The sequence below is a fragment of the Paraburkholderia sp. MM5496-R1 genome, assembly GCF_050436205.1.
Lineage (GTDB): Bacteria > Pseudomonadota > Gammaproteobacteria > Burkholderiales > Burkholderiaceae > Paraburkholderia > Paraburkholderia tuberum.
Map to the genome: position 1 here is coordinate 398,385 of NZ_JBNDLT010000002.1, position 25,116 is coordinate 423,500.

The following is a 25,116-nucleotide window of genomic DNA, read 5'->3' on the forward strand; positions in this document are numbered from 1 at the left end:
ATAAGCTAAGCCCATTCTGGAACCCTTCCGTGCAACTCGCTTACAGTAACGACCGCCTCGCCAGCCGGATGCCAGTCGACTCGACCGCCGCCGGCGAACCCGAGGTCGAGTCTTCGGTCATCGAGTGGCTGTTGCACGACGACCAGGTGATGCGCGAGTGCTTCACGCATGCGGCGGAGATTCTGAAGAGCGTGACCGGCGCGGCAATTACCGCGATCGTGCTGCTCGACGAGGAGCATCAGCACTATCGCGCCGAGGTCGGCATGGCGATGCCGCTCGTCACGCGTGCGCGCTCGCTCGCCGACTACGCGGTGCGCGATGCCGACCTGTTCGTGATCGATGATGCGCACAACGACAGCCGCTTCGGCGAATGCATGCTCGTCAAGCGTCATCCGTTCGTGCGCTTTTACGCGGCGATCGCATTGCGCGCGCCGAACGGCGAGATCGTCGGCGCGCTGTGCGCGATGGACCCGGCGCCGGGCCGGCTCGATGCGGGCCGGCGCGGCGTGTTTTACCACCTGCGCGCGATGATCGAAAACGATCTGAAGATGCGCACGGCCACCGCGATCGATCCGCTCACCCAGTTGTACAACCGGCGCTTCCTGCTCGAAACCATCGCGCGCCGCTGGAAGGAGGCGCGCGACGGCGACGTGATGGGCTCGGTGGTCGTCGACGTCGACTGGTTCAAGCAGTACAACGACACCTACGGTCATCAGGCCGGCGATCACTGTCTGAATCTGGTTGCCTCCGTGATGCAGGCCGCCGCCGACAGCGAGCGCATCGTGGTCGGGCGCATGGGCGGCGAGGAGTTCGGAATGCTGGTGCTCGAAGCGCAACCATCGATGCTCGAAGACACGCTCGAAACGCTGCGCCAGCGCGTGGCGGACCTCGCGATCGAGCATCGCGCGTCGCCGCTTGGGGTGGTGACGGTCAGCATTGGCGCGTCGCTCACGCGTATCAGCGACCTGTCGCGACCCGCGCATCGCGACGGTTTCGCGAGCGCTGACCGTGCGTTGTATCGCTCGAAGCATCACGGACGAAATCGCGTGACGATGGCGTAGCGGGCGTTGGCGATTGCGTCGGTACGGCTCTATCTTCAGTCATGGCGCATTGCTTATAGGACCTTCGTCCCATTTTCACCCGTTGCCAGCGTGGCAATATGGATGCGCGTAGTGAACGTCGACGCAGTCGCCGGGTGCGGCAGCAGGGTGTTTTACGATGCGCATCATTCAAACGTTGCTGTACATCGCGGCGTTCTGCTCAGGCATGATCGTCGGCCCCGCGGCGTGCGTCGCCGCCCAAAGTGTCGCCGCGCAGCCGGCCGCCTCGTCGGCCCTCCCGGCATCCCCAACCGCCGCGGCGTCGGCTCCCGCAGCGCGCCGTATCGATCTCGGCAATCAACCGTTCACGGGCGATTTCGACGCCATGCTCGACCGGCGTCTGATTCGCGTGCTGGTTCCCTACAGTCGAACGCTCTATCTGAATGAGCAAGGTCACGAACGTGGGCTGACCGCCGGTCTCATGCGGGACTTCGAGCGTTATGTGAACAAGAAGTACCGGGCGACGCTCGGCAATCGTCCGCTCACCCTGGTCATCATTCCGACGACTCGCGACCAGTTGCTCCCGGGGCTGATAGCGGGCCGGGGCGACATCGCCGCGGGCAATCTGACGGTCACGGAGGTCCGCCTGAAGCAGGTCGACTTCGTGGCGCCGCGTGACCGGACAGCAGTACGCGAAGTGGTCGTGACCGGGCCGAAGTCGCCGGCCCTCGCGAAGCTCGACGATCTCAGCGGCAAGACGGTCCATGTGCGGCCCAGCAGCAGCTATTACGAGAGCCTGAACGCGTTGAACGCGCGTTTTGGCAAGGAAGGCAAAGCTCCGGTGAAACTCGTGCCGCTGCCCGACGCGCTCGAGGACGAGGATGCAATGGAGATGCTCAATGTCGGGCTGCTCCAGATCCTCGTCGTGGACGACTGGAAGGCAAAGGTATGGGCGCCGGTACTGGCTGGAATCGTCGTGCATAACGATATTTCGGTGCGCGACGCAGGCTACATCGGCTGGGCGGTGCGCTTCAAGAGCCCCAAACTGCGGGACGCGATCAACGACTTCTACCTGAATTACGTGAAGAAGCAGAGTGTCGCGGAAGTCCGCCTGCAGCAGGAAATGAAGCGCATCAAGCAGATCTCCAACAATACGGAGTCAGCGGAGCTGAAGCGGTTCGGGCAGACGGTCGGTCTTTTCGAAAAATACGGTGCGCAGTACCGCTTCGATCCGCTTTTGCTGGCGGCTCAAGGCTATCAGGAATCCCAGCTGAACCAGAGCGCCCGCAGTCACGTTGGCGCAATCGGGATCATGCAGTTGATGCCAGCCACGGGGAAGGAACTTGCGGTTGGCGACATCAGGGTGGCGGAGTCCAACATACATGCGGGAGCGAAATATCTCGATGTGCTGATGGCCCGTTACTTTCCCGATGCTCACTTCTCGGAACGGGACCGCTCGCTGTTCGCATTCGCAAGCTACAACGCAGGACCCGCAAAGATCGCCAGAATGCGCAAGGAAGCGGCGGCGCGCGGTCTCGATCCTAACAAGTGGTTCAACAATGTCGAAATCGTAGTCGCCGAGAAAATCGGCATCGAACCAACGACGTACGTGCGCAATGTCTTTAAATATTACGTTGCGTACCGGCTCGTCCGGGAGGCCGAGGCTGCACGCGCTCGCGCTATCGGGCAGATGCGCAAGCAGGGCGGAGCGTGAGGGAAGCGGGCATCTGAAAGCGCTGTCGCAGCGCGGTGGGACTGGCCAAGCTTCCCTTCAACATTCCCGTGGAGATCGAGGCTCGCTCACGCCTCGCTCGATGCAAGCGCTCGAGCGTTCGCGACGGCCGGCGGCGCATACGTCGCCGAGAGCAGCTATTTCCAGGAGGACTGGCAAGCGGCGTATTGGGGGGCAACTCTGCACGTTTGCTGTCGATCAAGCAGCGTTACGACCCGCACGGAGTTTTCTTCGTTCGCCACGGTGTCGGCTCCGAAGACTGGAGCGACGACGGCTTCACCCGCATGGCCGATTCCGACTAGCCGGCCGGCTGTTTCGCCCGAATCCTGATGCTCGTTATGTAAGGGTATGACCGTGTATTGACTCCATAGAGAGGTCAATGCACGCTAGCGATGCATCGGTATCCGAAGCATCTCGTTCTGGCGAACCAGATGGAGCGGGGTCGGCAACAAGTTGGGTACCGCTGCCAATACAACGTCGTATAAATGACGGAGACAGAACAGATGACAACACCGAAAAAAATCCCGGCGGCCATGCGCAATCCATGGAGGCTCGGTACCGCGTTGACCGTGATGGCGTCCGCAATCGTGCTGGCGGGCTGTGGCAGCGGCAACGACGGGCTGCAACCGCCGCCGAGCAACGTGCTGCCTGGCTTCATCAAAAGCGCGGTGACGACGAAATCTTATGACGGCAACAGCGACGATCTGCTGACCGCGGGCCTCGGCAAGACCGGCCTCGCATCGGCGACGGCGCCGGCCATCGCGAATGCGGCGCAACCTACGGCCGCCGAATTGCGGCGTCTCGCGATCTGGTCGAACTATCGGGCGCTCGTCGACATGACGGCGAACGGCGGCTATGGACGCTTCTGGGGCCCCAACGTCGACCTGAACGGCAACGACACGCTCGGCGAAGGCAAGATCGCGGGCAAGGAATACCTCGCCTATGCCGATGACGGCAGCGGCGCGCAGAACGTTAGCCTGCTCGTGCAGATTCCCACGAGCTTCAATCCGGACCAACCGTGCATCGTCACCGCGACGTCGTCCGGTTCGCGCGGCGTGTACGGCGCGATTTCGGCGGCCGGCGAGTGGGGCCTGAAGCGCGGCTGCGCGGTGGCCTACACCGACAAGGGCGGCGGCAACGGCGCGCACGAGCTGTCGACGAATCGCGTGACGCTGATCGACGGCACGTTGCAGGATGCGACCGCCGCGGGCACGGCGAGCCTCTTCACCGCGAAGCTCGACAGCAGCACGCTGGCGGCGTTCAACGCGCAGTTCCCGAACCGCTATGCGTTCAAGCATGCGCACTCGCAACAGAACCCCGAGCAGGACTGGGGCAAGAACACGTTGCAGGCGATCCAGTTTGCGTATTGGGCGCTCAACGATTCGTACGGCGCGTTGAATGGCTCGACGCGCACGGTGCGCTATGCGAGCGGCAGCATCACGACGATCGCCGCGTCGGTCAGCAACGGCGGCGGCGCGTCGCTCGCGGCGGCCGAGCAGGACACGTCGGGTCTCATCACGGCAGTGGTGGTCGGCGAGCCGCAGATCAATCTGCGGCTTGCGCCGCAGGTATCGGTCGCGCAGGGCGGCGTGCCGGTCGGCGCGTTCGGCAAACCGCTCGCCGATTACATGACGCTCGCGAACCTGCTGCAGCCGTGCGCCGCGCTCGCGCCCGCCGCGACCGGCGCGCCGTATCTGAGCGCGCTGCCGAGCGCGACCACCACCGCGCTGCGCACCGCGCGTTGCGCGTCGCTCGCGGCGGCCGGCGTGATCGCGGGAACGGATACGGTGACGCAGGCCAGCAACGCGCTCGCGCTGCTGCATCAGAACGGCTATCAGACCGACTCGGACCTGCTGCAAGCGCCGATGTGGGACTCGCAGGCGGTGCCGGCCGTCGCCGTGACCTATGCGAATGCGTATGCGCGCGCAAGTGTCGCCGACAACCTGTGCGACTTCAGCTTCGGCACCACCAGCGCGACTGGCGCAGCCGGCGTGACGCCGGCGGTGTCGCCGATGCTGACGGTGTTCGGCAACGGCAACGGCGTGCCGCCGACCAATGGCATCAACCTCGTCTACAACGCGGGCGCCTCCGGCGCGCTCGATCATCGGCTCGCGACCGCCGATGCGAGCTACGCGGGCGCCGCATGCCTGCGCGCGCGGTGGACAAGCGGTTCGTTGAATGCCAGCGTCGATGCAATTCGCGTGAATGCGAATCTGCATGGCAAGCCGACCATCATCGTGCAAGGACGCGCGGATGCGCTGGTGCCGATCAATCACGCGTCGCGGCCGTATCTCGGATTGAACCAGGTGGTCGAGGGCAGCGCGAGCAAGCTGGCGCTGTACGAAGTCACGAACGGTCAGCACTTTGATGCGTTCCTCGGCGTCGCCGGTTTCGATACGCGTTTCGTGCCGTTGCATTACTACAATCTTCAGGCGCTCAACCTGATGTGGGCTCATCTGAAGAACGGCACGCCGTTGCCGCCGTCGCAGGTGATCCACACGATACCGCGCGGCGGCGTGCCCGGAGCCGCACCGGCGCTGACCACGGCCAACCTGCCGGCGATCGCGGCGAGCCCGGGTGTCAATGCGATTTCCGCAACGAATGGCGCCGTGAACGTGCCGAATTGAGCGGCGCGTGCTGAAGCAATGCGCGCACACAGGTATCCGCCTGGGTGCGCGTTGCTGTGCATCTGGACGCCGCACGAGCGGTGCTGAGCTTCGCGCCGCGCAACACGCTTTAGCCGCCGATCAGCTTCAACCCGACCGGCAGCGATTCGCCGAACACGCGACCTTCGTCGGCGTTATCGAGCGCGACGACTTCGCTGACCATCGTGACCCAGGCGCGCGGCGCGCTCGCCGCTTCGAGGCGTCGCACGACGCTCGCGCGCAGCGCGTCGGGCAGATCGCGCGAGCGGTCGCCGGTCATGCGGGCGATCTGGACGGCCGCGAACGCGGCTGGGTCGACCTTCTTCCAGTCGAGCGCGAGGATCGCATCGAGCCATTGCGCGGCGACCTCGGGCGGCACGACGCTATGCGCGCTGCCGTAAAACGGCTGGCGCGCGCCGATCCGTCCGACCGCCCACCAGCTTTGATGGTTTTCCGCGGGCTTTTTCAGGCGCGCGAGCACCGCCTCGCCGAGTTCGATCTTGCGTTCGGCCGGAATCCGTTCGAGCGATGCGGACAGGCGCACCATATCGGCGAAGCCGGTCTTCGCGACATCGAACGGCAGCTTGTGACGCGATTGCGCGGCCTTCTGCAGATAGTCCATCGCGTCGAGCACGCGCAACTGAGCATCTTCGCCGAGGCCACCGGCCGCGCGGCGCCACAGCGTCCACCATTCCGACCATACCTGGCTGTCGGTCACGTACTGGATGCCATCGTCGAACAGCGTCCACAGTTGCTCGACGCGCCATTCGTCGAGCGGATAACCGAAGCCGGGCCGCACGCAATAGCCGGCCAGATTCAGCCACAGCCTTTCGTGATCGGCCGAGCGGCGGCGGCGGCGCGTGCGCTCCCACAGCGCGCCGAACAGTTCGCGCAGCAACGCGCTGTTCCAGCTGTCGCGCGGGCCGAGCAGATGTTCGAGCTGCGCGCGCAGTCGTTTGATCTCCTTCGGGTCGACGTTTTGCGCGCGGGCGCCGAAGCAACGGTCGATCAGTTCGATCGCGCGATCGAGCGCCGGGTGGCGTTGCGGTGCGCCCTCGGCGGATAGCTCCACCTGCGCGTCGGCGTGGCGCAGCTGGAATTCGAGCAGCCAGCGTTGCGACGGCTCGTCGAGCTCGATGCAATGGACGTCGAGCGTGCCGACCTCGGTCAGCGACGTCGCGATGCGCACGGCGGTTTCGCGAGCGCGATGGCCGTCGCGTGGCTGGACGATCGTCGCGATCGGCGGCAGACGCACGAAGTCGCCGCCCGCGAGGTCGACCAGTTCGCCGGGCTGATACGCGGTGTCCGCGCTCGACGACACCAGGTGAAAGCGCACCGGATGCCCGAGCCGCAGCGCGAACGTGCGCTCCGCGATCAGAATCTCGTGACCTTCTTCGGTGCCGCGCGGCAGCAGGCAGATGCCGCGTTGCGCCGGCGCCGCGTCCGGCTCGGCGTCGTCTTTGCCGGCCGGCGTTTCGTCGAGCACCAGAAAATAGCTGCGCGGCGAACCGCCGCCGATTTTCGGCGCGAAGCCCGCGCGCGCGAGCGTATAGGCGACCGCGCCGCGCGCGACCGCGACGTCCGGGTTGTCGTTGTGCAGCACGTTGAGCGGCGCGCCGCGCCACCCGCCGAGCGTGTCGGCCAGACGCCGCGACAGCGCGTCGGCGCGGAACACGCCGCCGTTGAGCAGCAGCGTGTCGGGAACGGGCAGGGCGGCTGTGCCGGATGCGTCCGGCGTGCTGGAATCCGCGCCCAGGGCCTTGCGCGACTGCGCGGCGAAACGTTCGAGAAATGCCGCGATATGCCGCGTGAGCGCCGCATCGGTCGCGTACGGCAGGCCGAATTCGACGATCGCGCCGCGCGGCCGGCCCGGACGCTCATCGGCGGCCACCCGCGGCAAGAAACCATCGACGATGATCTGCTCGACCTCGTCGCGCGTGACCTGCGTCGTGCGCGCGCCGCCGATCAGCTTCGAGCCCGCGCCGAGCAAGGTGATCGGCGCCGACTCGGGCGCCTGCGCGCCGAGCAATTGCTCCTTCGCGACGCGGCATCGCTCGACCAGCTGCGACAGGCTCGCCGCCGATAGCCGTTGCGGCGCCTGCGCACCGCCGCCGGCATCACCCAACAGCCGCGCCTCGACCAGATGCGCGAGCGCGAGGTCCATGTTGTCGCCGCCGAGCATCAGATGATTGCCGACACCGACGCGCGTCAGGCGCGGCTCGCCGTCGTCGGACAGGCCGACTTCGATCAGCGTCAGATCGGTGGTGCCGCCGCCGACGTCGCAGATCAGCACGAGCCGGGTGTCCGCCAACTCGTCGGCAAGCGTGTCGCGATGCCGGAACAGCCAGTCGTAGAACGCGGCCTGCGGCTCTTCGAGCAGCCGCAGCGACGGCAGCCCCGCGAGCCGCGCCGCTTCGACGGTCAACGCGCGCGCGCCTTCGTCGAACGATGCGGGCACCGTCAGCACGACGTCCTGCTGTTCGAGCGGCGCCTTCGGGAAGTGCTGGTTCCATGCGGCGCGCACGTGCGCGAGGTAGCTCGCGCTCGCCTCGAGCGGCGAAATCTTGCGGACGTCGTCGGGCGCGCCCCACGGCAGGATCGGCGCGACGCGATCGACCGACGCGTGCGACAGCCAGCTTTTCGCGCTGGCGACGAGCCGCCCCGGCACCTGCGCGCCGAGCAGCCGCGCGAGCCGGCCGACCACGACCGGCTGCGCGGCGTCCCCGCCTCGACTCGCCGCCGCGCTCGCGGCGGACCACGGCAACTGCAGATCGGCCGCGCTCAGTTCGCCGTCGGCCGCCTGATAGCGCACCGACGGCAACAGCGGCCGAGCGGCGACTTCGCCGGGGCTCACGAGTTGCTCGATCTCGAACACACGAATCTGCTGCGATCCGGCTTGCGCGTACGCGAGCACCGTGTTGCTGGTGCCCAGATCGATGCCGACGCTGTACCGCTTCATGTCAATCACGCATTCGCGTTGCCGCGCACGTCGAATTCGACTTTCCAGCGCTCGTCGGAGCCGCGCGGGATCGCTTCGAGTTCGAGCGTGCCCGCTTCGGTCACACGCGCGTGCAGCTTCACCGGCACGACTTCGCCGGCGGTGCGGCCGGCCGCCGGCAGCGTCGCCTCGATTTCCTCGAGTTCCTGCAACTCCTCGGGGCCCCAGTAATCGAGCAGCGTGCCGACCTGATCCTGACGACGCACCGACGAGCCGAAGAAGCGGAAATGCACGGGCTCGCCGACGACCAGCCCGAACTCCTGCGCGGGCAGCTCGGCGTCGGTGCCTTCTTCCATGCCGAACGGCGCGACGCACAGCGCCTGCACCGGCGGCTCGAGCCCGGGCACGGCCGGCATCGCCGATTCGATCGCGATGTAGTACGCGCGCGCGGTGCCGCCGCGAATCCGCACGCCGCGGCCGCGCCGCACGTAGCCGTAGTAGGCCGCGCCGCGCGCGACCGCCAGATCGAGGTCCGCGCCTTCGAGCAGACGGGCCGGCGCCGCGCCTTCGGTCGCGAGCCAGCCGTTCAGCGTGCCCATGATCCGTTCGACCAGCAGCGTCGACTTGAACACGCCGCCGTTGAACAGCACCGCGGTCGGATGCAGGAAGCTCGCGTTGGGCGCGACATGCTCGCGCAGCCCTTCGAGTTCCGCCAGCGCGCCGACCTGACGCCCGAGGAACGCCGCCAGATGCCGCGTGATGCCCGCGTCCTGCGCATACGGCAGGCCGAGCTGCGTCAGACCGACCCGCGCGCGGCTCACCGGACGCGCGGCGCTGTCGACCTGCGGGAAGAAGCCGTCGAGGATCGTCTGTGTCAGTTCGGCGCGCGTCAGCTCGGTGCGGATCGAGCCGCCGATCAGCTTCGAGCCGCGGCTCGGCACGACGAGCGGCACGGTGTCGGTGGCGGGGTCGCTGAGCAGCGTTTCCTTCGCCGCGCGGCACGCGTAGGTGAGCGCGCGCAGTTGCCACGCGTCGGCCTGGGTGCCCTGCGCGGCGAGCTTGCGCGCGACCACGTGCGCGAGCGCGAGGTCCATGTTGTCGCCGCCGAGCAGGATGTGATCGCCGACCGCGACGCGATGCAGTTCGAGATTGCCGTCGCGCTCGATCACCGCGATCAGCGACAGGTCGGTCGTGCCGCCGCCGACGTCGACGACGAGAATGATGTCGCCGATCTTGACCTGCTTGCGCCACTGGCCGCCGCTCTTCTGGATCCAGCTATAGAGCGCCGCCTGCGGCTCTTCGAGCAGCGTCATGCGCGTGAAGCCGGCGGCCTCGGCGGCCTCCGCCGTCAGCTCGCGCGCCGCGGGGTCGAACGACGCGGGGATCGTCACGGTGACGTCCTGCTCGCCGAACGGCGCGTCCGGATGCGCGTGGTCCCATGCTTCGCGCAGGTGCGTCAGGTAGCGCACCGAGCTTTCCAGCGGCGACACGCGCGCGACTTCGGGCGGCGCGTCGTTCGGCAGAATGCCCGCGCGCCGGTCGACGCCCGGATGGCACAGCCAGCTTTTCGCGCTCGACACGAGCCGGATCGGGGTGCCGGCGCCGCGGCTGCGCGCGAATTCGCCGACCGCGAATTCGCGCTGGCCGGTCCACGGCAGGTAGAGGTCGCCGGAGGCCAGTTCGTCGGGATGCGGCAGGTACAGGAACGAGGGCAGCAGCGGCAGATTATCGATTGCGCCGGGGCCCGTGAGCTGGACGATCGACAGCACGTCCTGGGTGGTTTTCTCATCGTCGCTCGCGTGCGTGTCCACGTAGGACAACGCGCAGTGCGTGGTGCCGAGATCGATGCCGATCGAATAGCGTGCGTCGCTCATAGCTCCACCTCCGCCGGTGCGATGACTTTTGCGTTATGACCGTCCGCCAGCTTTGGCAGACGCACATCCTCGACGCGCCAGCCGCGATGGCTGATGCTGCCGTTGAACGGCGCACTGCCGACCACGTTGCCGGTCAAACGGACCGAGCTCGCGTCGAAGCCTGCGGGCAGCGTCACGCGGCTGCCTTCGGCTTCGTCGCGCACCGGGCGGATCGTGAAGTGCTCGCGCAGCGTCGCGCGGCAGCCTTCGTGCACGAGGCGCGCGGCCGCGCCGATGTCGGCGTCGCTATAGGCCTTGATGTCTTCCTCGACGAAATCGATGAAGCGCGCGTCGCGTTGCAGCAGGCCGAGCAGTTGCAGCGCGGCGTCGGGGGAGGCCTCCTTCAGCACCGGCGCGGGTTGCGGCTTCGGTTGCGGGGCGGCGGCGGGGGCCGGGGTTGGCGTGGCGGCGGGGGCGGCTGCCGGGGCCGCGCCGATCTTTTCGCCGTTGCGCAGGCGCAGGACGTCGGCGGCGAAGTCGCCATTGCCGAGAATGCTGAAAAACGTGCCGACGGCCAGCGAAATGCGGCCGAGGAAGGATGGATTCGAATCGCTCATAAAGGCTCCTGATCTGCTCTGTTGGGGACGAGCGGTCCTCGCCGCGCCGCGTGCGCCGGGCAGCGAAGCTGACGGGCCGGGCGGGGCTGTGATGTTGCGGGTCGGCGCGCGGCCCGGGGCGACGATGCAACCGCCGGGCCCGAAAACGGCTTGGGGACGCTGCGCGACCGGGTCGGCCGCGCGTGCGGCGCGCGCAAAACCCGTATTTTGCCTTGCGGCGCGCCCGACGCGGGCAAAGCCGGCAATTCTAGCGGGCAATGGGGTGGGATTGGCGGGGAGTTGGGGGGAAGCGGGCGATGCAGGAAGGCGCTTTGGCAGCGCGCCTATCAGCGACGTTACGACTTCTTCGGATCCTTCGACACCCGCTTTGCCGATGGTGCGGGCGCGGGCCTGACCGGCCCGGCGACGTGCATGTCGGCGCGGCGCGATTGTCCGTGCGCGGCCGTCGCGGGTGCAGACCTGACCGGTCTGGTGGCGTGCCTGTCGGCTCGCGGCGGCTGTCCGTGCGCGGCCATCGCCGGCGCGGGGCCGCCCGGGTGCGCGAGCGGCGGATGCGCGCCGCCCGGATGCTCGCCGCCGCCCGGATGCTCCGGCAGATGACCGTCATGGCTCGCCATCACGCGATGCAGTTCCTCACGGCGATGGAAAACCTCGGCGCGATGATCGCCATGAGCATAGAACTGGCGATGCCGGACGCCGTCCCGGCCGACGACCCAGATATACGTATCGCCGCCGACGAGCACCACATCGCGATCGACCACATTGGCGACGTACACATCGGTCGGCAACGGCTGATACGCGGTCACGCTCACTTCGTTGACCCGGTTCGGGGCGCTGACGAGCCGGCCTTGCCCACTGGTCACGCAGCCCGCGAGAAAGGTAGCGCACGCAGCCGACGCCAACAGCGCGTTGGTGATGGTTTTCAAGTTCATTCCCCGGTTTGTATTGGTTATTTGTCGAGCGACGCCCGTTTAACGGTCGGCGTTTTGCATTCTTGAGATATGAATCGACGACCAGGGAAACGAGCGAGGAAACAAGCGGGTAAACGCGCAGGCGCAAACGCATGCCCGGCGCGCATCGCCTGATGAATTGATCCAACCGGGAAATAGAAAGGAATAACGCAAAAATTCCGGCGCGTTTCACCCGCCCGATCCGCGCTTAATTGCCGCCCGCATTGCCGTCTTCAGACTTCGCGTCGTCCCAGTTCATCCGGTGTCGATTAACGGTCTCGGTATGCCGCGCGTCGTCCTCGGTGTGGAGGTAAAGACTGGTCGTATTCAGCGAAACGTGGCCGAGGTTGTCGCGGATCGTGCGCAGATCGACGCCGCCGTCCGCCTGATGCGAACCGGCCGTATGCCGCAGCCAGTGCGCCGACGCGCGCTCGAGCTCGTCGGCGCGATCGGCGAATTCGGGACCGCGCGCACGCAGCCACATGGCCGCGCCCGCGAAGATGCCCTTGATCGCGTCGTGAATCGCCGAGCGCGACAGGCAGCGGTTGCGGCCCTTGAACGGCAGCACGAGCGGCGTTTCCTCGGCGCGGGTCGGCAGGGCGGCGAGGCCATTGAGCGTGCGGTAGCCGCGCAGCTCCTGAACCAGTTCGGCCGACACCGGCACGATCCGCTCCTTGTCGCCCTTGCCGAGCGTCTCGAGCCACCACTGGTCCTGACCATCGGCGCCGAGCCTTCTGAAGAACTGGCCCATCTGCCCGCCGGCCACCTCGGAAATGCGCATGCCCTGCAAATAGAACAGCGTGGTCAGCCAGCGGCAACGCGCGTAGTACGCGCGTTGCGCATCGGTATCTTGCGGCAGCTGCTCGACGAACAGCTTCACTTCGTCCCACAGCGACGTCGACAGATAGCGCGTCACGCGCGGCGCCGAGCGCTTCGCGCGTTGTCGCAGGAGCGCCATCGGATTGCCGCGCAGATAGCCGGCATTGACGAGCCACGTGAACATCGCGTTCAGGATGATCAGCGCCTGGCGCTGGCTGGCCGGCGACAGCGGCCCGTTGAACGGCCGCCAGCGTGCGTCGCCGCGCGCGTACTTGCCGCCGTTCGCCGACACCCAGCGCGTGGCCGGCTGCGGATCGGCGATGAACGCCTTGAACAGCAGCAGATCCTCGTGCGTCAGCGACGACAGCGGCTTGCCGAGCTGCACGACGGCCCACAGCAGCAGCCGCTCCGCTTCCTTGCGGTAGTTGTCGAAGGTGGTCTTGGTGTCCGCGTAATTGGACAGCCAGGCGCGGACGGCGTCGAGGTCGTTGCGCGCCGATAGCTGCGAGTTTTCCGCCGCGCCGCGATTGGTGCCGTCGCGGCCATCGAGCAGTTCCGGCACGACGAGCGATTCGACGGGCTGGACGGTGGCGAGCTCAGCGTTCGGGGCAGCTTTCGGCACGGCTTTGGACACGGTTCGGGACACTCCTCGGGCGCACGCCGGTTGGCGTCATTCTGCTCCGCTCAGGTGCTGTCAGAAGCGCTTGCCTGAAAAGAAAGCAGTGCCCACTCTGTTGCGGACGAAACGCGAAACCCTATCACACAGTCGGCTGCGCCTGGCGCAAAACAGCCGGGTGCGCTCAAGCTTCGACGCGGCGACGATCGATCGGCATATAGTGATGCAGGGCGGCGCTCGTTTTGCGCCCGCTATAGTCGCCGTCTATTAGTGGCATTGCCGTATTCGAATTCTATTGAACTTTGTCCTCGCCTATATTCGAATAGGGGTGGAGCGCCGACCGGAGTCAGCCGTTACGGACATCGGCTGCGTTGCCCTCGACCCTGGATTTCATGAGTGCACTGCCGAGCCATTCGGCTGACTGTCGGGTTTTCGGGTCGTCAAATTGCCACGCAAGCCTGACACGATGACAAACGCATAACAAGTACCTTGCATGGGATTGGAGAAAGTACCCAGGCACCGACTCCGATCGACAACGGAGACATCCTCCAAAGGAGAGAACGCATGTCAAACGAAGCAAAGTGCCCGTTCATCCATACCGCCGGCGGCGGGACGACCAATCGGGACTGGTGGCCGAAGCAATTGCGCCTCGACCTGCTTAACCAGCATTCGAACCGCTCCAATCCGCTAGACGAAGACTTCAACTATGCCGAGGCATTCAAGAGCCTCGACTACGCCGCGGTCAAGAAAGACCTCGCCGCGCTGATGACCGATTCGCAGCCCTGGTGGCCCGCGGATTTCGGCCACTACGGTCCGCTGTTTATCCGTATGGCGTGGCATGCCGCCGGCACGTACCGCATCGGCGACGGCCGCGGCGGCGCAGGGCGCGGCCAGCAGCGTTTCGCGCCGCTCAATAGCTGGCCGGACAACGTGAGCCTCGACAAGGCTCGCCGGCTGCTATGGCCGATCAAGCAGAAATACGGCCAGAAAATTTCGTGGGCCGACCTGCTGATCCTGACCGGCAACGTCGCGCTCGAAACGATGGGCTTCAAGACTTTTGGTTTCGGCGGCGGCCGCGCGGACACATGGGAGCCGGATCAGGACGTCTACTGGGGCAATGAAAAAACCTGGCTCGGCGGCGACGTGCGCTACGGCAAGGGAGCGGCCGGCAGGGAAGACGACGAAGGCGTGCTGGTCGCCGACGAGGAGCTGCACGGCACCGAAAAGAGCCGTACCGATCCGCCCGGCCGCAACCTCGAAAACCCGCTCGGCGCGGTGCAGATGGGCCTGATCTACGTGAATCCGGAAGGCCCGGACGGCAATCCCGATCCGCTCGCCGCGGCAGTCGACATCCGCGAAACGTTCGGCCGCATGGCGATGAACGACGAGGAAACGGTCGCGCTGATCGCCGGCGGCCACACGTTCGGCAAGACGCACGGCGCGGCGCCAGCCGATAACGTCGGTCCGGAACCGGAAAGTGCCGGTCTCGAGGCCCAGGGGCTCGGCTGGCGCAACAGCTTCGGCACCGGCAGGGGCGGCGACACGATCACGAGCGGTATCGAAGTCACGTGGACCGCGACGCCGACGCAGTGGGACATGAGCTACTTCCAGAGCCTGTTCGGCCACGAGTGGGAGCTGACGAAGAGCCCGGCGGGTGCGAACCAGTGGGTCGCGAAGGACGCGCAGGCCACGTATCCGCACGCGCACGACCCATCGAAGAAAGTGCTGCCGACGATGCTGACGACCGACCTGTCGCTCCGCCTCGACCCGATCTACGAAAAGATCTCGCGCCGCTTCATGGCCAACCCCGACGAGTTCGCCGACGCCTTCGCGCGCGCGTGGTTCAAGCTGACGCACCGCGACATGGGTCCGCGCGCCCGCTATCTTGGCCCGGAAGTGCCGTCGGAGCAACTGCTGTGGCAGGACCCGATTCCGGCCGTCGATCACCCGCTCGTCGACGACAAGGACGTCGCGGCGCTGAAGCAGAAGATCCTCGCGTCGGGGCTGTCGGTGTCGCAGTTGGTCACGACCGCGTGGGCCTCGGCCTCGACGTTCCGCGGCTCGGACAAGCGCGGCGGCGCCAATGGCGCGCGCATCCGGCTCGCACCGCAGAAGGACTGGGCCGTCAACCAGCCCGCTGAGCTCGCGAAGGTGCTGAAGGTGCTCGAAGGCATCCAGAGCGAGTTCAACGGTGCGCAGTCCGGCGGCAAGAAGATTTCGCTTGCCGACCTGATCGTGCTGGCGGGTGGCGTCGGTATCGAGCAGGCCGCGAAGAACGCCGGGCAGCAGGTGACGGTGCCGTTCTCGCCGGGGCGCATGGATGCGTCGCAGGAGCAGACCGACGTCCAGGCGATCGCGGTGCTGGAGCCGGTCCACGACGGCTTCCGCAACTATCTGGGCGGCAAGTTCCCGGTGGCGGCGGAGAAGCTGCTGATCGACAAGGCGCAACTGCTGACGTTGACCGCGCCCGAGATGACGGTGCTGATCGGCGGCCTGCGCGTGCTGAAGGTGGGCGCTGGCAGCGAAGGTGTGCTGACGAGCAAGCCGGAAACGCTGTCCAACGACTTCTTCCGTAACCTGCTCGACATGGGTACGGAATGGACGCCGGTGTCGGAGGCCGCGGAAACGTTCGAAGGTGCCGACACGAAGAGCGGCGAGGTCAAGTGGACCGGTACGCGCGTCGATCTGGTGTTCGGCTCGAACTCGGTGCTGCGCGCCTTGGGCGAGGTCTACGCGAGCGAGGACGGCAAGGAGAAGTTCGTGCGCGACTTCGTTGCCGCGTGGGTCAAGGTGATGAATCTGGATCGTTTCGATCTGGCTTGATCCAGCCAGTGCTGGCGAGTGGTTCTTTGCCGCGTCGACGCAGTTTTTGACGGTGGATTTGCGAAGTCATCGAGCGCGCTTGCCGGGATGCCGGCAAGCGCGCTTTTTCTTCGCCTCGTCACTGCTTCTGCGCCGGCGGATACTCTTCGATCATCGGCTTGACACCGGTGAGCGCGCTGAACGCGAGCGTGTCCTGCGAATCGGCCGAGGTGCCGGAGGGCCAGCCTTGCACCGAGTTGCGTCCCATGTTGAACTCGCCGAGAAGCTGCAGGCACTGGGCGGCGCGAAGCTGATAATGGCCACGGTGACGAGCGGCAAGGCGATGGCCGCGACGCTCGGCGGTCTCGGCCTGAACGGCAAGCTCGTGATGGTCGGCGTTTCCGAAGAGCCGATCAAAGAGCCGATCGTGCATGGCGATGACATCCGATGTAATTGGCGAGCCGCGCGGCTGCCTCTACTCTTCGACTACCGCGCCGTCGCTCCGATGGCGCAAAGTCAAGGAGATACCATGTCCAGCTATCCCGTTCACACGATCGAGTCCGCTCCCGAGCAATCGAAACCCGTGCTCCGCAAACTGCAACAGGCGTTCGGCCTGATTCCGAACATCGCGGCCAAGATGGCGGCTTCACCGGTGCTGATCAACGGCTTCATCGGCCTGTTCGAGCGCGTGCATGCGAGCAGTCTGACCGAACCGGAGATCCAGACGCTGCTGCTCACCAACGCCGTGACGAACGCGAGCGAATGGGCGGTTGCGTTTCATACCGCGCTCGGCTTGAACGCGGGCCTGCGTCGCGCCGATGTCGAGGCGATCCGCCACGGCGGCGTGCCCGACGACACGAGGCTCGCGGCGCTGTCGACGCTCGCGCGCACGCTGATCGAAAAACGCGGCCGCCTCGACGATGAGGACCGGCAACGCTTCCTCGCGGCAGGTTTCAGCGCGGAGCAGATTCTCGAGGTGGTTGCGGCGGTCGCCGCGTCGACGATCACGAACTACACCGGCAGCGTGACCGAGCCGCCGCTCGAAGCGCAGTTCGCCGAATTCGCGTGGCACGCGCCCGCGCGCTGAAGCGATCCCGTTCAGGCATCAACAGGAGGGCAACACCATGAACGTCACGAGTCACGATCCGAAAGTGCAGCCGGGCGATCTCGGCGGTCTGTTGCGCTATTGGCGTGACGTGCGTGGCGTGAGTCAGCTCGATCTGTCGCTCGAGGCCGGCATCTCGCAGCGGCAGATCAGCTTCATCGAAAGCGGGCGCAGCGTGCCGGGCCGCGACACGCTGCTGACGCTCGCGCAGACCCTCGACGTGCCGCTGCGCGAGCGCAACGCGCTGCTGCTTGCCGCGGGTTATGCACCGATCTATTCGGAAGCACCGTGGAATGCGCAGGAAATGCACGGCGTGGTTCGCGCGCTCGAACGGGTCGTGCGTCAGCATGAGCCGTTTCCGGCGCTCGTGATGGACCGCGACTGGGACGTGCTGATGACCAACGACGCGGCCCCGCGCTTCTTCAACTGCTTCATCGACATGACCGCGCGCGAAGGCCCGCGCAACATGCTGCATCTGATCTTCGATCCACATGGCATGCGTCCGTTCGTCGCCGATTGGCAGGAGGTCGCGCGAAGTCTGCTGCAACGCGTGTATCGCGAGTCGGTCGGTCACGTAATCGGCGCCAACACGAAGCGTCTACTCGATGAACTGCTTGCGTATCCCGACGTGCCGCGCGACTGGAAGACGCATCATGGCTCGTCCATGACACCCGCGACGCTGCCGATGGTTCCGCTCGGCTTCATCAGCGAGGGCGTGGTGCTGCGCTATTTCTCGATGGTCACGACCGTGGGCACACCGCAAAACGTGGCCGCGCAGGAGTTGCGCATCGAATGCATGTTCCCCGCCGACGACGCCACCGAAGCACGTCATCAGCAGCTGCTCGCGGCGCACGCGTCCCCGCAACCTCCAATATCGGCAAACCGTATGCCGTGATATAGCGATGTCTTCGATTTTTGGGCGATCATCCGAGCCGATCAGGTCGAGCAATCCGACGCCACTCTGGTTCCGCCGCGCGCCCAGTTCGCACGCGGCCATCATCTCCGACTTCGGCGACGTGACCGAGGTGCTCGCGCGGGCAGCTTCTTCGCGGCCGATGTGCAGGCAGGCGCGGGCCCCTTTCCCGGCCTCTATCTGCAAGAACTCGAGAAAATGGCCGACATCGACGCGTCGGCGTTGTTTTCGTAGTGCTTGACCCAGATCAAGCCGCCCGCCACGCTGGGGCTCATGATGCAAGCGCGTGACGCATTACGTTCCCGCCGGCGCTAGCCGACGCATGACACGACCAGGTTCAGGCGCGAACACGTTTGCCGCCACGCATCGTGTTTCATTCCGGCCATAGGAGAAGTCCGTCATGAAAGCACTCGTTTATCACGGTCCCGGCGAAAAGTCGCTCGACGAACGGCCGATACCCGAACTCACGGCGCCCACCGATGCAATCGTCAAAGTCGCCCACACGACGATCTGCGGCACCGATCTGCACATTCTCAAAGGCGACGTGCCGACCTGCGAGCCGGGCCGCATTCTCGGCCACGAAGGCGTCGGTGTCGTGCATCAGGTCGGCGAGGCGGTGAGCGGGCTCGCGGCCGGCGATCACGTGCTGATCTCGTGCATCACCTCGTGCGGCCGCTGCGACTACTGCCGGCGCGGCATGTATTCGCATTGCACGACGGGCGGCTGGATTCTCGGTAACCGGATCGACGGCACGCAGGCCGAATATGTGCGCATTCCGCATGCGCAGAGCAGTCTGTACCGCATTCCGGCTGGCCTCGACGAAGAGGCGCTCGTGATGCTGTCCGACATTCTGCCGACCGGCTTCGAGTGCGGCGTGCTCAACGGCAAGGTTCAGCCGGGCTGCACCGTGGCGATCGGGCAACATCGCGATCACGACGCGTCTCGTCGATACCGTCAGTACACCGATGCTGATGAAGACAGTCAAGGCGGGGCGGATCGATCCCATGCGTCTGATCACGCATCGCTTCCGGCTCGACGATATTCTTTCGGCTTACGAAACGTTCTCCCGCGCGTCGAGCACGCGCGCGCTGAAGGTGTTGATCGAAGCGTCATAGACGGTCCCGATTTGATGCTGGACGTTTCGTCAGCGTGAAGGGGTTTGCAACTGATCGTTGGAGCGCCACGTGCCAATTGCAGAGAGCGCAGCCCGTCAAAACACCGCGCCGCCTACGACTACGGTCGCCGCAAGCGGGCGCGTGAGCACCGTGCGCGGCGCGGTCGTCGATGTCCAGTTCGACACGCACGAACTGCCGCCAGTCGATACCGCGCTGTGGATCACGCGGCCGGACGGGACCTCGATCCTCGCGGAAGCGCAGGCGCACACCAGCGAGCGCACGGTGCGCGCGCTGGCGTTGCAGGCCACCGCGGGCCTCGCGCGCGGCGCCGTCGTGCGGGTCGGCGCGGGCCCCATCGAGGTGCCGGTCGGCGACGCGGTGCTCGGCAGACTGCTCGACGTCGCCGGTGTGATGCGCGACGGCGGCGAGCCCGCGCCCGAGACCGTGGAACGCAGGCCGATCCATCGCGCCCCGCCGCCGCTCGCGGCGCAGCGCGGCGCCACGCGGCTGTTCGAGACCGGCATCAAGATCGTCGACCTGCTGACGCCGCTCGCGCATGGCGGCAAGGCCGCGATGTTCGGCGGCGCGGGCGTCGGCAAGACGGTGCTCGTGATGGAGCTGATTCACGCGATGGCCGCGCGCTACGGCGGCATGTCGGTGTTCGCCGGCGTCGGCGAGCGTTCCCGCGAGGGGCACGAAATGCTGTCGGACATGCGCGGCTCGGGCGTGTTGCCGCGCGCCGTGCTCGTCTACGGACAGATGAACGAACCGCCTGGCGCGCGCTGGCGGGTACCGCTCACCGCGCTGACCATCGCCGAGTACTTTCGCGACGAGCGCGGCCAGAACGTGCTGCTGCTGATGGACAACGTGTTTCGCTTCGTGCAGGCGGGGGCGGAAGTGTCGGGGCTGCTCGGGCGCATGCCGTCGCGGGTCGGCTATCAGCCGACGCTCGCGAGCGAGGTAGCAGCGTTGCAGGAGCGCATCGTATCGGTGGGCAACGCGGCGGTCACGGCGATCGAGGCCGTCTACGTACCCGCCGACGACTTCACCGACCCCGCCGTGACGACGATCGCCTCGCACGTCGACAGCATGATCGTGCTGTCGCGCGCGCTCGCCGCCGAGGGCATGTATCCGGCGATCGATCCGCTCGCCTCGTCGTCGATCCTGCTCGATCCGCTCGTCGTCGGCGCGGAGCACGCGGCGCTCGCCAACGAGGTGCGACGCCTACTCGAACATCAGCGTGAGCTGCAGGACGTGATCGCGTTGCTCGGTATCGAGGAACTCGGCATCGACGACCGGCGCGCCGTGCAGCGCGCGCGCCGTCTGCAGCGCTTTCTGACGCAGCCGTTCGCGGTCACCGAGGCGTTCTCCGGACAGCCCGGCAGAACGGTCGCGCTCGCCGAGACGATCGTCGGCTGCAAGGCGATTCTCGCCGGGGAGTGCGACGACTGGCAGGAGCGATCGCTGTACATGGTCGGCGCGCTGGACGAGGCGCGCGACAACGAAGCCCGCGGCAGGTCGGCGGCCGCGAGCGCCGTCGCGGCGTGACGAGGAGTGTGCGATGCCCCGGCATGGCCTGTCTCTGACGATCGCGACACCGGCGCGCGTCATGGTCGACGGCTTGCCGGTCGTGTCGTTGCGCGCCGAGGATGAAAGCGGTGCTTTTGGCGTGCGCGTGGGGCATGCGGACATGGTCACGCTGTTGAGCGCATCGGTGGTGCGCTGGCGCACGGCGGATGGCGGCGAGCATTACTGTGCCGTCGATGGTGGCGTGCTGATCGTGTCGCACGGCACGGCCGTCTCGCTTGCGTGCCGCGAAGCGGTGCCGGGCGACTCGCTCGAAGCGCTCGAAGCGGACGTGCGCCGCGCGCGTGCCGCGCAGCTCGACGCGATGCGGCGCGCGCGCGTGGAGCAGACGCGTCTGCACGCGCAGGCCGTGCGCCAGATGCTGCGCTATCTGCGCCCGCAAGCCACACGTGGAGAACCGGGATGACGATGCGGCCTGCTGCCGGCAAGGCAAACGGGAAAACGGATGGCCAACGCGACGAACCAGGCGAACCCGCTGATCGCGTCGCGCAAGCCGCGCAGCGCGCGGCGAGCCGCGAGCGGACCGGGCGCGCGAATCCGGAGCCGTCGCTGGGCGCGCGACTCGGCCAGATCGGCATTCTCGGCTGGACGATCGTGCTGCCGATCCTGCTTTGCCTCGCGCTCGGGCGCTGGCTCGACCGCATCGCCGGTACGCGGGTGTTTTTTGCGGCGCCGCTTCTGATGATCGGCGCGGGCATCGGCCTATGGTCCGCATGGCGCTGGATGCATCGACAGCAAAGGAGAGATCGTGATTGACGCCACCACGTTTCATTTCACCGACACGCTCGCGCTTGCCGCCACGGGAATGGCGGTCGGCTTGCTGAGCGGTGCGCTGCACTTCGCGACGCTGCGCTGGAACGTCGCGTACTTCGCACGAGGACGCGTGCTGCGCGCCTTCGCGCTGCAACTGGCGCGGCTCGCGCTGACGGCCGCCTTATTCGTCCTGCTGGCGAAAGCGGGCGCGTTCGCGTTGCTCGGCGGCATCGGCGGTTTCCTGTGGGCGCGCGGTGTGGCGCTCGGCATGCGGCGAGCGACGTCGTGATTCATTCGCCGCTCGTCACCGAGCCGCTCGTACGCCTCGGTCCGCTCGTGATCACCACGCCCGTAGTCGTCACGTGGGTGATCATGGCGGTCATGACGGTCGTCTCGCTGTGGCTCACGCGCAAGCTGTCCATCCTGCCGTCGCGCACGCAGACCGCGCTCGAACTGCTGGTCGGCACGCTCGACGCGCAAATCCGCGACACGATGCAGACCGAGCCCGCGCCGTATCGCGCGCTGATCGGCACGCTGTTCCTGTTCGTGCTGATCGCGAACTGGTCGTCGCTGATTCCGGGCGTCGAGCCGCCCACCGCGCACCTGGAAACGGATGCCGCGCTCGCGCTCGTCGTGCTCGCCGCGACGCTCGTGTGCGGCGTGCGCTCGCGCGGCTGGCGCGGCTATCTCGCGACGTTCGCCGAACCGGCCTGGGTGATGATTCCGCTGAACGTCGTCGAGCAGATCACGCGCACGTTTTCGCTGGTGGTGCGCCTGTTCGGCAACGTGATGAGCGGCGTCTTCGTGGTCGGCATCGTGCTGTCGCTGGCCGGGCTGCTCGTGCCGATTCCGTTGATGGCGCTCGATCTGCTGACCGGCGCGGTGCAGGCCTACATTTTCGCGGTGCTCGCGATGGTATTCATCGGCGCCGCCGTCGGCGAGTCGCGCGCCGCCGTTCACGACAATCAGAAAGGACCGGCATGAACCTCATCGAAATCGTCAGCATCGCCGCCGCCGCGCTCGCCGTGGCGTTCGGCGCGATCGGGCCCGCGCTCGCCGAGGGCCGCGCGGTCGCCGCCGCGATGGACGCGATCGCGCGGCAGCCAGATGCGGCGGGCACGCTGTCGCGCACGCTGTTCGTCGGGCTCGCGATGATCGAGACGATGGCGATCTATTGCCTCGTAGTCGCGCTGCTGTTGCTGTTCGCCAACCCGTTCGTCAAGTAGGGCATGCGATGAAAATCGACTGGTCGACGCTCGCGCTGCAGACGCTCAACGCGCTGATTCTGGTCTGGCTGCTCGCGCGCTTTCTGTTCCGTCCGGTCGCGAAGATCATCGCGGAGCGACAGGCGAGCGCGAATGCGCTGACGGGTGACGCGAACGCCGCGAAGCTCGCGGCGCAGGCCGAACGCGAGGCGCTGCGGGCCGAACGAGAGCAACTCGCCGCGCAGCGCGCGCAGGCGTTCGCGACGATCGAGGCCGACGCGCGCACACAGCACGCGGCGCTGCTCGACGCCGCGCGCGACGAGGCCGAGCGGCTGCGCGCCCAGGCGGCCGCGGACCGGCAGCGCGAGCGCGCGGGCGAGGCCGAAGCCGCGTCGGCGGCGGCCGCGCAGCTCGCCGTCGACATCGCGGGCAAGCTGCTCGACCGGTTGCTCGACCGGTCGCCCGAGGACCTGCGCGTTGCCGGGTTCATCGACGGACTCGCGGACGGCGTGCGCCGGCTGTCGCCCGGCGCGCGCGCCGCGCTTGCCGGGGACGTGCCGCTGCATGTTAGCGCGCCGCGCGCGTTGACGCCGGACGAGCGCGCCGCGTGCGAAACGGCGCTCGCGGCCGCCTTCGCACAGCGCCTCGAGTTCGATACCGACATCGACCGCACGCTGCTCGCGGGGCTCGAACTGTCGGGCGCGCACGCCGTGGTGCGCAATAGCTGGCGCGATCAGCTCGACCAGATTCACGGTGAACTGCTTCGCGACGATGGCCACGCGCGCTGACACCGCCGACGCGTGGCTCGCGCGCAAACGCGCCGCGCTCGCGCGCGTCGCGCTCGAACCGCGGGCGGCGAGCATCGGCCGCGTCGAACAGATCGCCGATGGCATCGCGTTCGTGTCGGGTCTGCCCGACGCCGCGCTCGACGAGGTCGTCGAACTCGAATGCGGCGTGCGCGGCTTCATTCATTCGCTCGACGTGGCGAGCGCGAGCGTCGTGCTGCTCGATAGCGGCGACGCGGTGCGGGCCGGCATGCGCGTCGTGGGGACCGGCAGCGTGCTCGACGTGCCGGTCGGCGACGCGCTGCTCGGCCGCGTCGTCGATCCGCTCGGCCGGCCGCTCGATGACGGCGAGGCACTCGGTGCCGTCACGCGTTTGCCTGTCGAGCGCGCGGCGCCCGCGATCATCGATCGCGACTTCGTCAGTGAACCGCTGCAGACGGGCGTGCTCGTCGTCGATGCGCTGTTCGCGATCGGGCGAGGGCAGCGCGAACTGATCATCGGCGATCGCGCGACGGGCAAGACCTCGCTCGCCGTCGAGGCGATCGTCAATCAGAAGCACAGCGACGTGATCTGCGTGTATGTCGCCGTCGGGCAGCGCGCGACGGCGGTACAGCGGGTGATCGATGCCGTGCGCGAGCATGGCGCGTTCGAGCGCTGCATCTTCGTCGTCGCGTCGGCGGCCGCGCCGCCCGGACTGCAATGGATCGCGCCGTTCGCGGGTGTGTCGATCGCCGAGTTCTTTCGCGATCGCGGCCAGCACGCGTTGATCGTGATCGACGACCTGACCAAGCACGCGGCGACGCATCGCGAACTCGCGCTGCTCACGCGCGAGCCGCCCGGACGCGAAGCGTATCCCGGCGATATCTTCTATCTGCACGCGAGACTGCTCGAGCGCGCGGCGAAACTGTCGCCCGCGCTCGGCGGCGGTTCGCTGACCGCGCTGCCGATCGCCGAGACCGACGCCGGCAATCTGTCGGCCTACATTCCGACCAACCTGATCTCGATCACGGACGGACAGATCGTGCTCGACGCCGCGCTGTTCGCCGCGAACCAGCGGCCCGCCGTGGATGTCGGCCTGAGCGTGAGCCGGGTCGGCGGCAAGGCGCAGCATGCGGCGCTGCGCGACGTCGCGGGCCGCTTGCGGCTCGACTACGCGCAGTTTCTCGAACTGGAGATGTTCAGCCGTTTCGGCGGTCTCGCGGACGCACGCGTCAACGCGCAGATCGAGCGGGGCAAGCGGATTCGCGCGCTGCTCACGCAGCCGCGTTTCAACGCGTTGCGCGTCGCCGATCAGATCGCGCTGCTCGCGGCGCTCGCCGCCGGCGTGTTCGACGGAGTCGCGCAGGAGGTGACGACGTGGGTGCGCGACAAGCTCAGCTCGGTGGACGACGCGCACACTGAGGCGGCGCCCGCGGCGTGGCTGCGCAACGCCCTCGACGACACGCTGCGCGACAGTCTGAGCGGGCGCATTCGCGCGCTCGTCGAGCGCGCGACGCACGAACGCGCGGGCGCGACGCAAGCGGCAGGGAACCCCGATGACCAGCAAGCTCGGTGAGATCGAAAGCCGTACCGCTTAGGCGAGGCAGATCGAAACGGTGATCGGCATCATGCTGGGACGTGTGCGTGCCACAAGTGGTATCC

The 25,116-nt window shown here is 67.1% G+C and carries 20 protein-coding genes and 3 pseudogenes; 17 read left to right on the forward strand and 6 right to left on the reverse strand.

Features of this window, described 5'->3' with window-relative positions; all coding sequences use genetic code 11:
* Window positions 1-29 precede the first annotated feature (29 nt).
* From OKW38_RS08550 to OKW38_RS08565, 4 genes are all read left to right on the forward strand, one after another.
* Entirely contained in the window at window positions 30-1,061 is a 1,032-nt protein-coding gene (locus OKW38_RS08550) for a sensor domain-containing diguanylate cyclase (protein WP_429361010.1), read from the forward strand.
* Window positions 1,062-1,218: 157 nt separating this feature from the next.
* Entirely contained in the window at window positions 1,219-2,754 is a 1,536-nt protein-coding gene (locus OKW38_RS08555; RefSeq protein ID WP_429361012.1) for a transglycosylase SLT domain-containing protein, read from the forward strand.
* A 68-nt stretch (window positions 2,755-2,822) separates the two neighbouring features.
* Complete coding sequence (locus tag OKW38_RS08560; RefSeq protein WP_429363697.1) at window positions 2,823-3,074, forward strand: BBE domain-containing protein; 252 nt, start codon at window positions 2,823-2,825, stop codon at window positions 3,072-3,074.
* A gap of 201 nt (window positions 3,075-3,275) precedes the next feature.
* Window positions 3,276-5,399, forward strand: a complete 2,124-nt coding sequence (locus OKW38_RS08565) for a D-(-)-3-hydroxybutyrate oligomer hydrolase (RefSeq protein ID WP_429361014.1) — start codon at window positions 3,276-3,278, stop codon at window positions 5,397-5,399.
* A 109-nt stretch (window positions 5,400-5,508) separates the two neighbouring features.
* On the opposite strand, the gene OKW38_RS08570 is transcribed toward OKW38_RS08565, so the two are convergent.
* The 5 genes from OKW38_RS08570 to OKW38_RS08590 form a co-directional block, all read right to left on the reverse strand.
* Entirely contained in the window at window positions 5,509-8,376 is a 2,868-nt protein-coding gene (locus tag OKW38_RS08570) for an Hsp70 family protein (RefSeq protein WP_429361016.1), read from the reverse strand.
* Between the two features lie 5 nt (window positions 8,377-8,381).
* Window positions 8,382-10,229 carry an Hsp70 family protein gene (locus OKW38_RS08575; protein ID WP_090805190.1) on the reverse strand — a complete coding sequence of 616 codons (1,848 nt, stop codon included), beginning with the start codon at window positions 10,227-10,229 and terminating at the stop codon, window positions 8,382-8,384.
* Window positions 10,226-10,825: a DUF2760 domain-containing protein gene (locus tag OKW38_RS08580; RefSeq protein WP_184022779.1), complete on the reverse strand. Its 600-nt coding sequence runs from the start codon at window positions 10,823-10,825 to the stop codon at window positions 10,226-10,228. Before OKW38_RS08580 ends, OKW38_RS08575 begins: the two co-directional genes overlap by 4 nt.
* A gap of 335 nt (window positions 10,826-11,160) precedes the next feature.
* Window positions 11,161-11,757, reverse strand: a complete 597-nt coding sequence (locus tag OKW38_RS08585; protein ID WP_429361018.1) for a hypothetical protein — start codon at window positions 11,755-11,757, stop codon at window positions 11,161-11,163.
* Window positions 11,758-11,983: 226 nt separating this feature from the next.
* On the reverse strand, window positions 11,984-13,228 hold the full coding sequence (locus OKW38_RS08590; RefSeq protein WP_187619646.1) for a tyrosine-type recombinase/integrase: 1,245 nt from the start codon (window positions 13,226-13,228) through the stop codon (window positions 11,984-11,986).
* A gap of 546 nt (window positions 13,229-13,774) precedes the next feature.
* On the opposite strand from OKW38_RS08590, the gene katG reads away from it, so the two are divergent.
* Window positions 13,775-16,033, forward strand: coding sequence for a catalase/peroxidase HPI (gene katG, locus OKW38_RS08595; RefSeq protein ID WP_429361020.1), 2,259 nt, complete (start codon window positions 13,775-13,777; stop codon window positions 16,031-16,033).
* Between the two features lie 136 nt (window positions 16,034-16,169).
* On the opposite strand, the pseudogene OKW38_RS08600 reads toward katG, so the two are convergent.
* Window positions 16,170-16,295: pseudogene (locus tag OKW38_RS08600) on the reverse strand (alcohol dehydrogenase); the annotation flags it as partial.
* Here OKW38_RS08600 and OKW38_RS08605 point away from each other — a divergent pair.
* The 12 genes and pseudogenes from OKW38_RS08605 to OKW38_RS08660 form a co-directional block, all read left to right on the forward strand.
* A pseudogene (locus tag OKW38_RS08605) lies at window positions 16,284-16,442 on the forward strand (alcohol dehydrogenase); the annotation flags it as partial. The pseudogenes OKW38_RS08600 and OKW38_RS08605 sit on opposite strands and share 12 nt — an antisense overlap.
* 99 nt (window positions 16,443-16,541) lie before the next feature.
* Complete coding sequence (locus OKW38_RS08610) at window positions 16,542-17,099, forward strand: carboxymuconolactone decarboxylase family protein (protein ID WP_187612778.1); 558 nt, start codon at window positions 16,542-16,544, stop codon at window positions 17,097-17,099.
* 37 nt (window positions 17,100-17,136) lie between these two features.
* Window positions 17,137-18,012, forward strand: a complete 876-nt coding sequence (locus tag OKW38_RS08615; protein WP_090805174.1) for a helix-turn-helix domain-containing protein — start codon at window positions 17,137-17,139, stop codon at window positions 18,010-18,012.
* Between the two features lie 418 nt (window positions 18,013-18,430).
* Window positions 18,431-19,145: pseudogene (locus OKW38_RS08620) on the forward strand (alcohol dehydrogenase catalytic domain-containing protein).
* A 69-nt stretch (window positions 19,146-19,214) separates the two neighbouring features.
* The gene (gene atpD, locus OKW38_RS08625) at window positions 19,215-20,693 is read left to right on the forward strand and encodes a F0F1 ATP synthase subunit beta (RefSeq protein ID WP_429361022.1); all 1,479 of its coding nucleotides are present in this window, start codon (window positions 19,215-19,217) and stop codon (window positions 20,691-20,693) included.
* 13 nt (window positions 20,694-20,706) lie between these two features.
* Window positions 20,707-21,138, forward strand: coding sequence for a F0F1 ATP synthase subunit epsilon (locus tag OKW38_RS08630; protein WP_429361024.1), 432 nt, complete (start codon window positions 20,707-20,709; stop codon window positions 21,136-21,138).
* Window positions 21,135-21,488: an AtpZ/AtpI family protein gene (locus OKW38_RS08635; RefSeq protein WP_429361026.1), complete on the forward strand. Its 354-nt coding sequence runs from the start codon at window positions 21,135-21,137 to the stop codon at window positions 21,486-21,488. The genes OKW38_RS08630 and OKW38_RS08635 overlap by 4 nt, the downstream gene beginning before the upstream one ends.
* Entirely contained in the window at window positions 21,481-21,774 is a 294-nt protein-coding gene (locus tag OKW38_RS08640; RefSeq protein ID WP_311540827.1) for an ATP synthase subunit I, read from the forward strand. Before OKW38_RS08635 ends, OKW38_RS08640 begins: the two co-directional genes overlap by 8 nt.
* Window positions 21,771-22,469 (forward strand): F0F1 ATP synthase subunit A, encoded by a 699-nt coding sequence (locus OKW38_RS08645; protein WP_090805797.1) that lies wholly within the window; start codon window positions 21,771-21,773, stop codon window positions 22,467-22,469. Before OKW38_RS08640 ends, OKW38_RS08645 begins: the two co-directional genes overlap by 4 nt.
* A complete protein-coding gene (locus tag OKW38_RS08650) occupies window positions 22,466-22,711 on the forward strand; it encodes a F0F1 ATP synthase subunit C (protein WP_090805166.1) in 246 nt (81 codons plus the stop codon). Before OKW38_RS08645 ends, OKW38_RS08650 begins: the two co-directional genes overlap by 4 nt.
* An 8-nt stretch (window positions 22,712-22,719) precedes the next feature.
* Complete coding sequence (locus tag OKW38_RS08655) at window positions 22,720-23,478, forward strand: F0F1 ATP synthase subunit B (protein ID WP_429334668.1); 759 nt, start codon at window positions 22,720-22,722, stop codon at window positions 23,476-23,478.
* Window positions 23,462-25,030 (forward strand): F0F1 ATP synthase subunit alpha, encoded by a 1,569-nt coding sequence (locus OKW38_RS08660; protein ID WP_429363699.1) that lies wholly within the window; start codon window positions 23,462-23,464, stop codon window positions 25,028-25,030. The genes OKW38_RS08655 and OKW38_RS08660 overlap by 17 nt, the downstream gene beginning before the upstream one ends.
* Window positions 25,031-25,116: the final 86 nt, after the last annotated feature.

Coding starts and splice junctions, on each gene's coding strand:
- OKW38_RS08555 (WP_429361012.1), top strand. CDS start 1,219: ATGCGCATCATTCAAACGTTGCTGTACATCGCGGCGTTCTGCTCAGGC.
- OKW38_RS08565 (WP_429361014.1), top strand. CDS start 3,276: ATGACAACACCGAAAAAAATCCCGGCGGCCATGCGCAATCCATGGAGG.
- OKW38_RS08570 (WP_429361016.1), bottom strand. CDS start 8,376: ATGAAGCGGTACAGCGTCGGCATCGATCTGGGCACCAGCAACACGGTG.
- OKW38_RS08575 (WP_090805190.1), bottom strand. CDS start 10,229: ATGAGCGACGCACGCTATTCGATCGGCATCGATCTCGGCACCACGCAC.
- OKW38_RS08580 (WP_184022779.1), bottom strand. CDS start 10,825: ATGAGCGATTCGAATCCATCCTTCCTCGGCCGCATTTCGCTGGCCGTC.
- OKW38_RS08585 (WP_429361018.1), bottom strand. CDS start 11,757: ATGAACTTGAAAACCATCACCAACGCGCTGTTGGCGTCGGCTGCGTGC.
- katG (WP_429361020.1), top strand. CDS start 13,775: ATGTCAAACGAAGCAAAGTGCCCGTTCATCCATACCGCCGGCGGCGGG.
- OKW38_RS08610 (WP_187612778.1), top strand. CDS start 16,542: ATGTCCAGCTATCCCGTTCACACGATCGAGTCCGCTCCCGAGCAATCG.
- OKW38_RS08615 (WP_090805174.1), top strand. CDS start 17,137: ATGAACGTCACGAGTCACGATCCGAAAGTGCAGCCGGGCGATCTCGGC.
- OKW38_RS08630 (WP_429361024.1), top strand. CDS start 20,707: ATGCCCCGGCATGGCCTGTCTCTGACGATCGCGACACCGGCGCGCGTC.
- OKW38_RS08635 (WP_429361026.1), top strand. CDS start 21,135: ATGACGATGCGGCCTGCTGCCGGCAAGGCAAACGGGAAAACGGATGGC.
- OKW38_RS08650 (WP_090805166.1), top strand. CDS start 22,466: ATGAACCTCATCGAAATCGTCAGCATCGCCGCCGCCGCGCTCGCCGTG.
- OKW38_RS08655 (WP_429334668.1), top strand. CDS start 22,720: ATGAAAATCGACTGGTCGACGCTCGCGCTGCAGACGCTCAACGCGCTG.
- OKW38_RS08660 (WP_429363699.1), top strand. CDS start 23,462: ATGGCCACGCGCGCTGACACCGCCGACGCGTGGCTCGCGCGCAAACGC.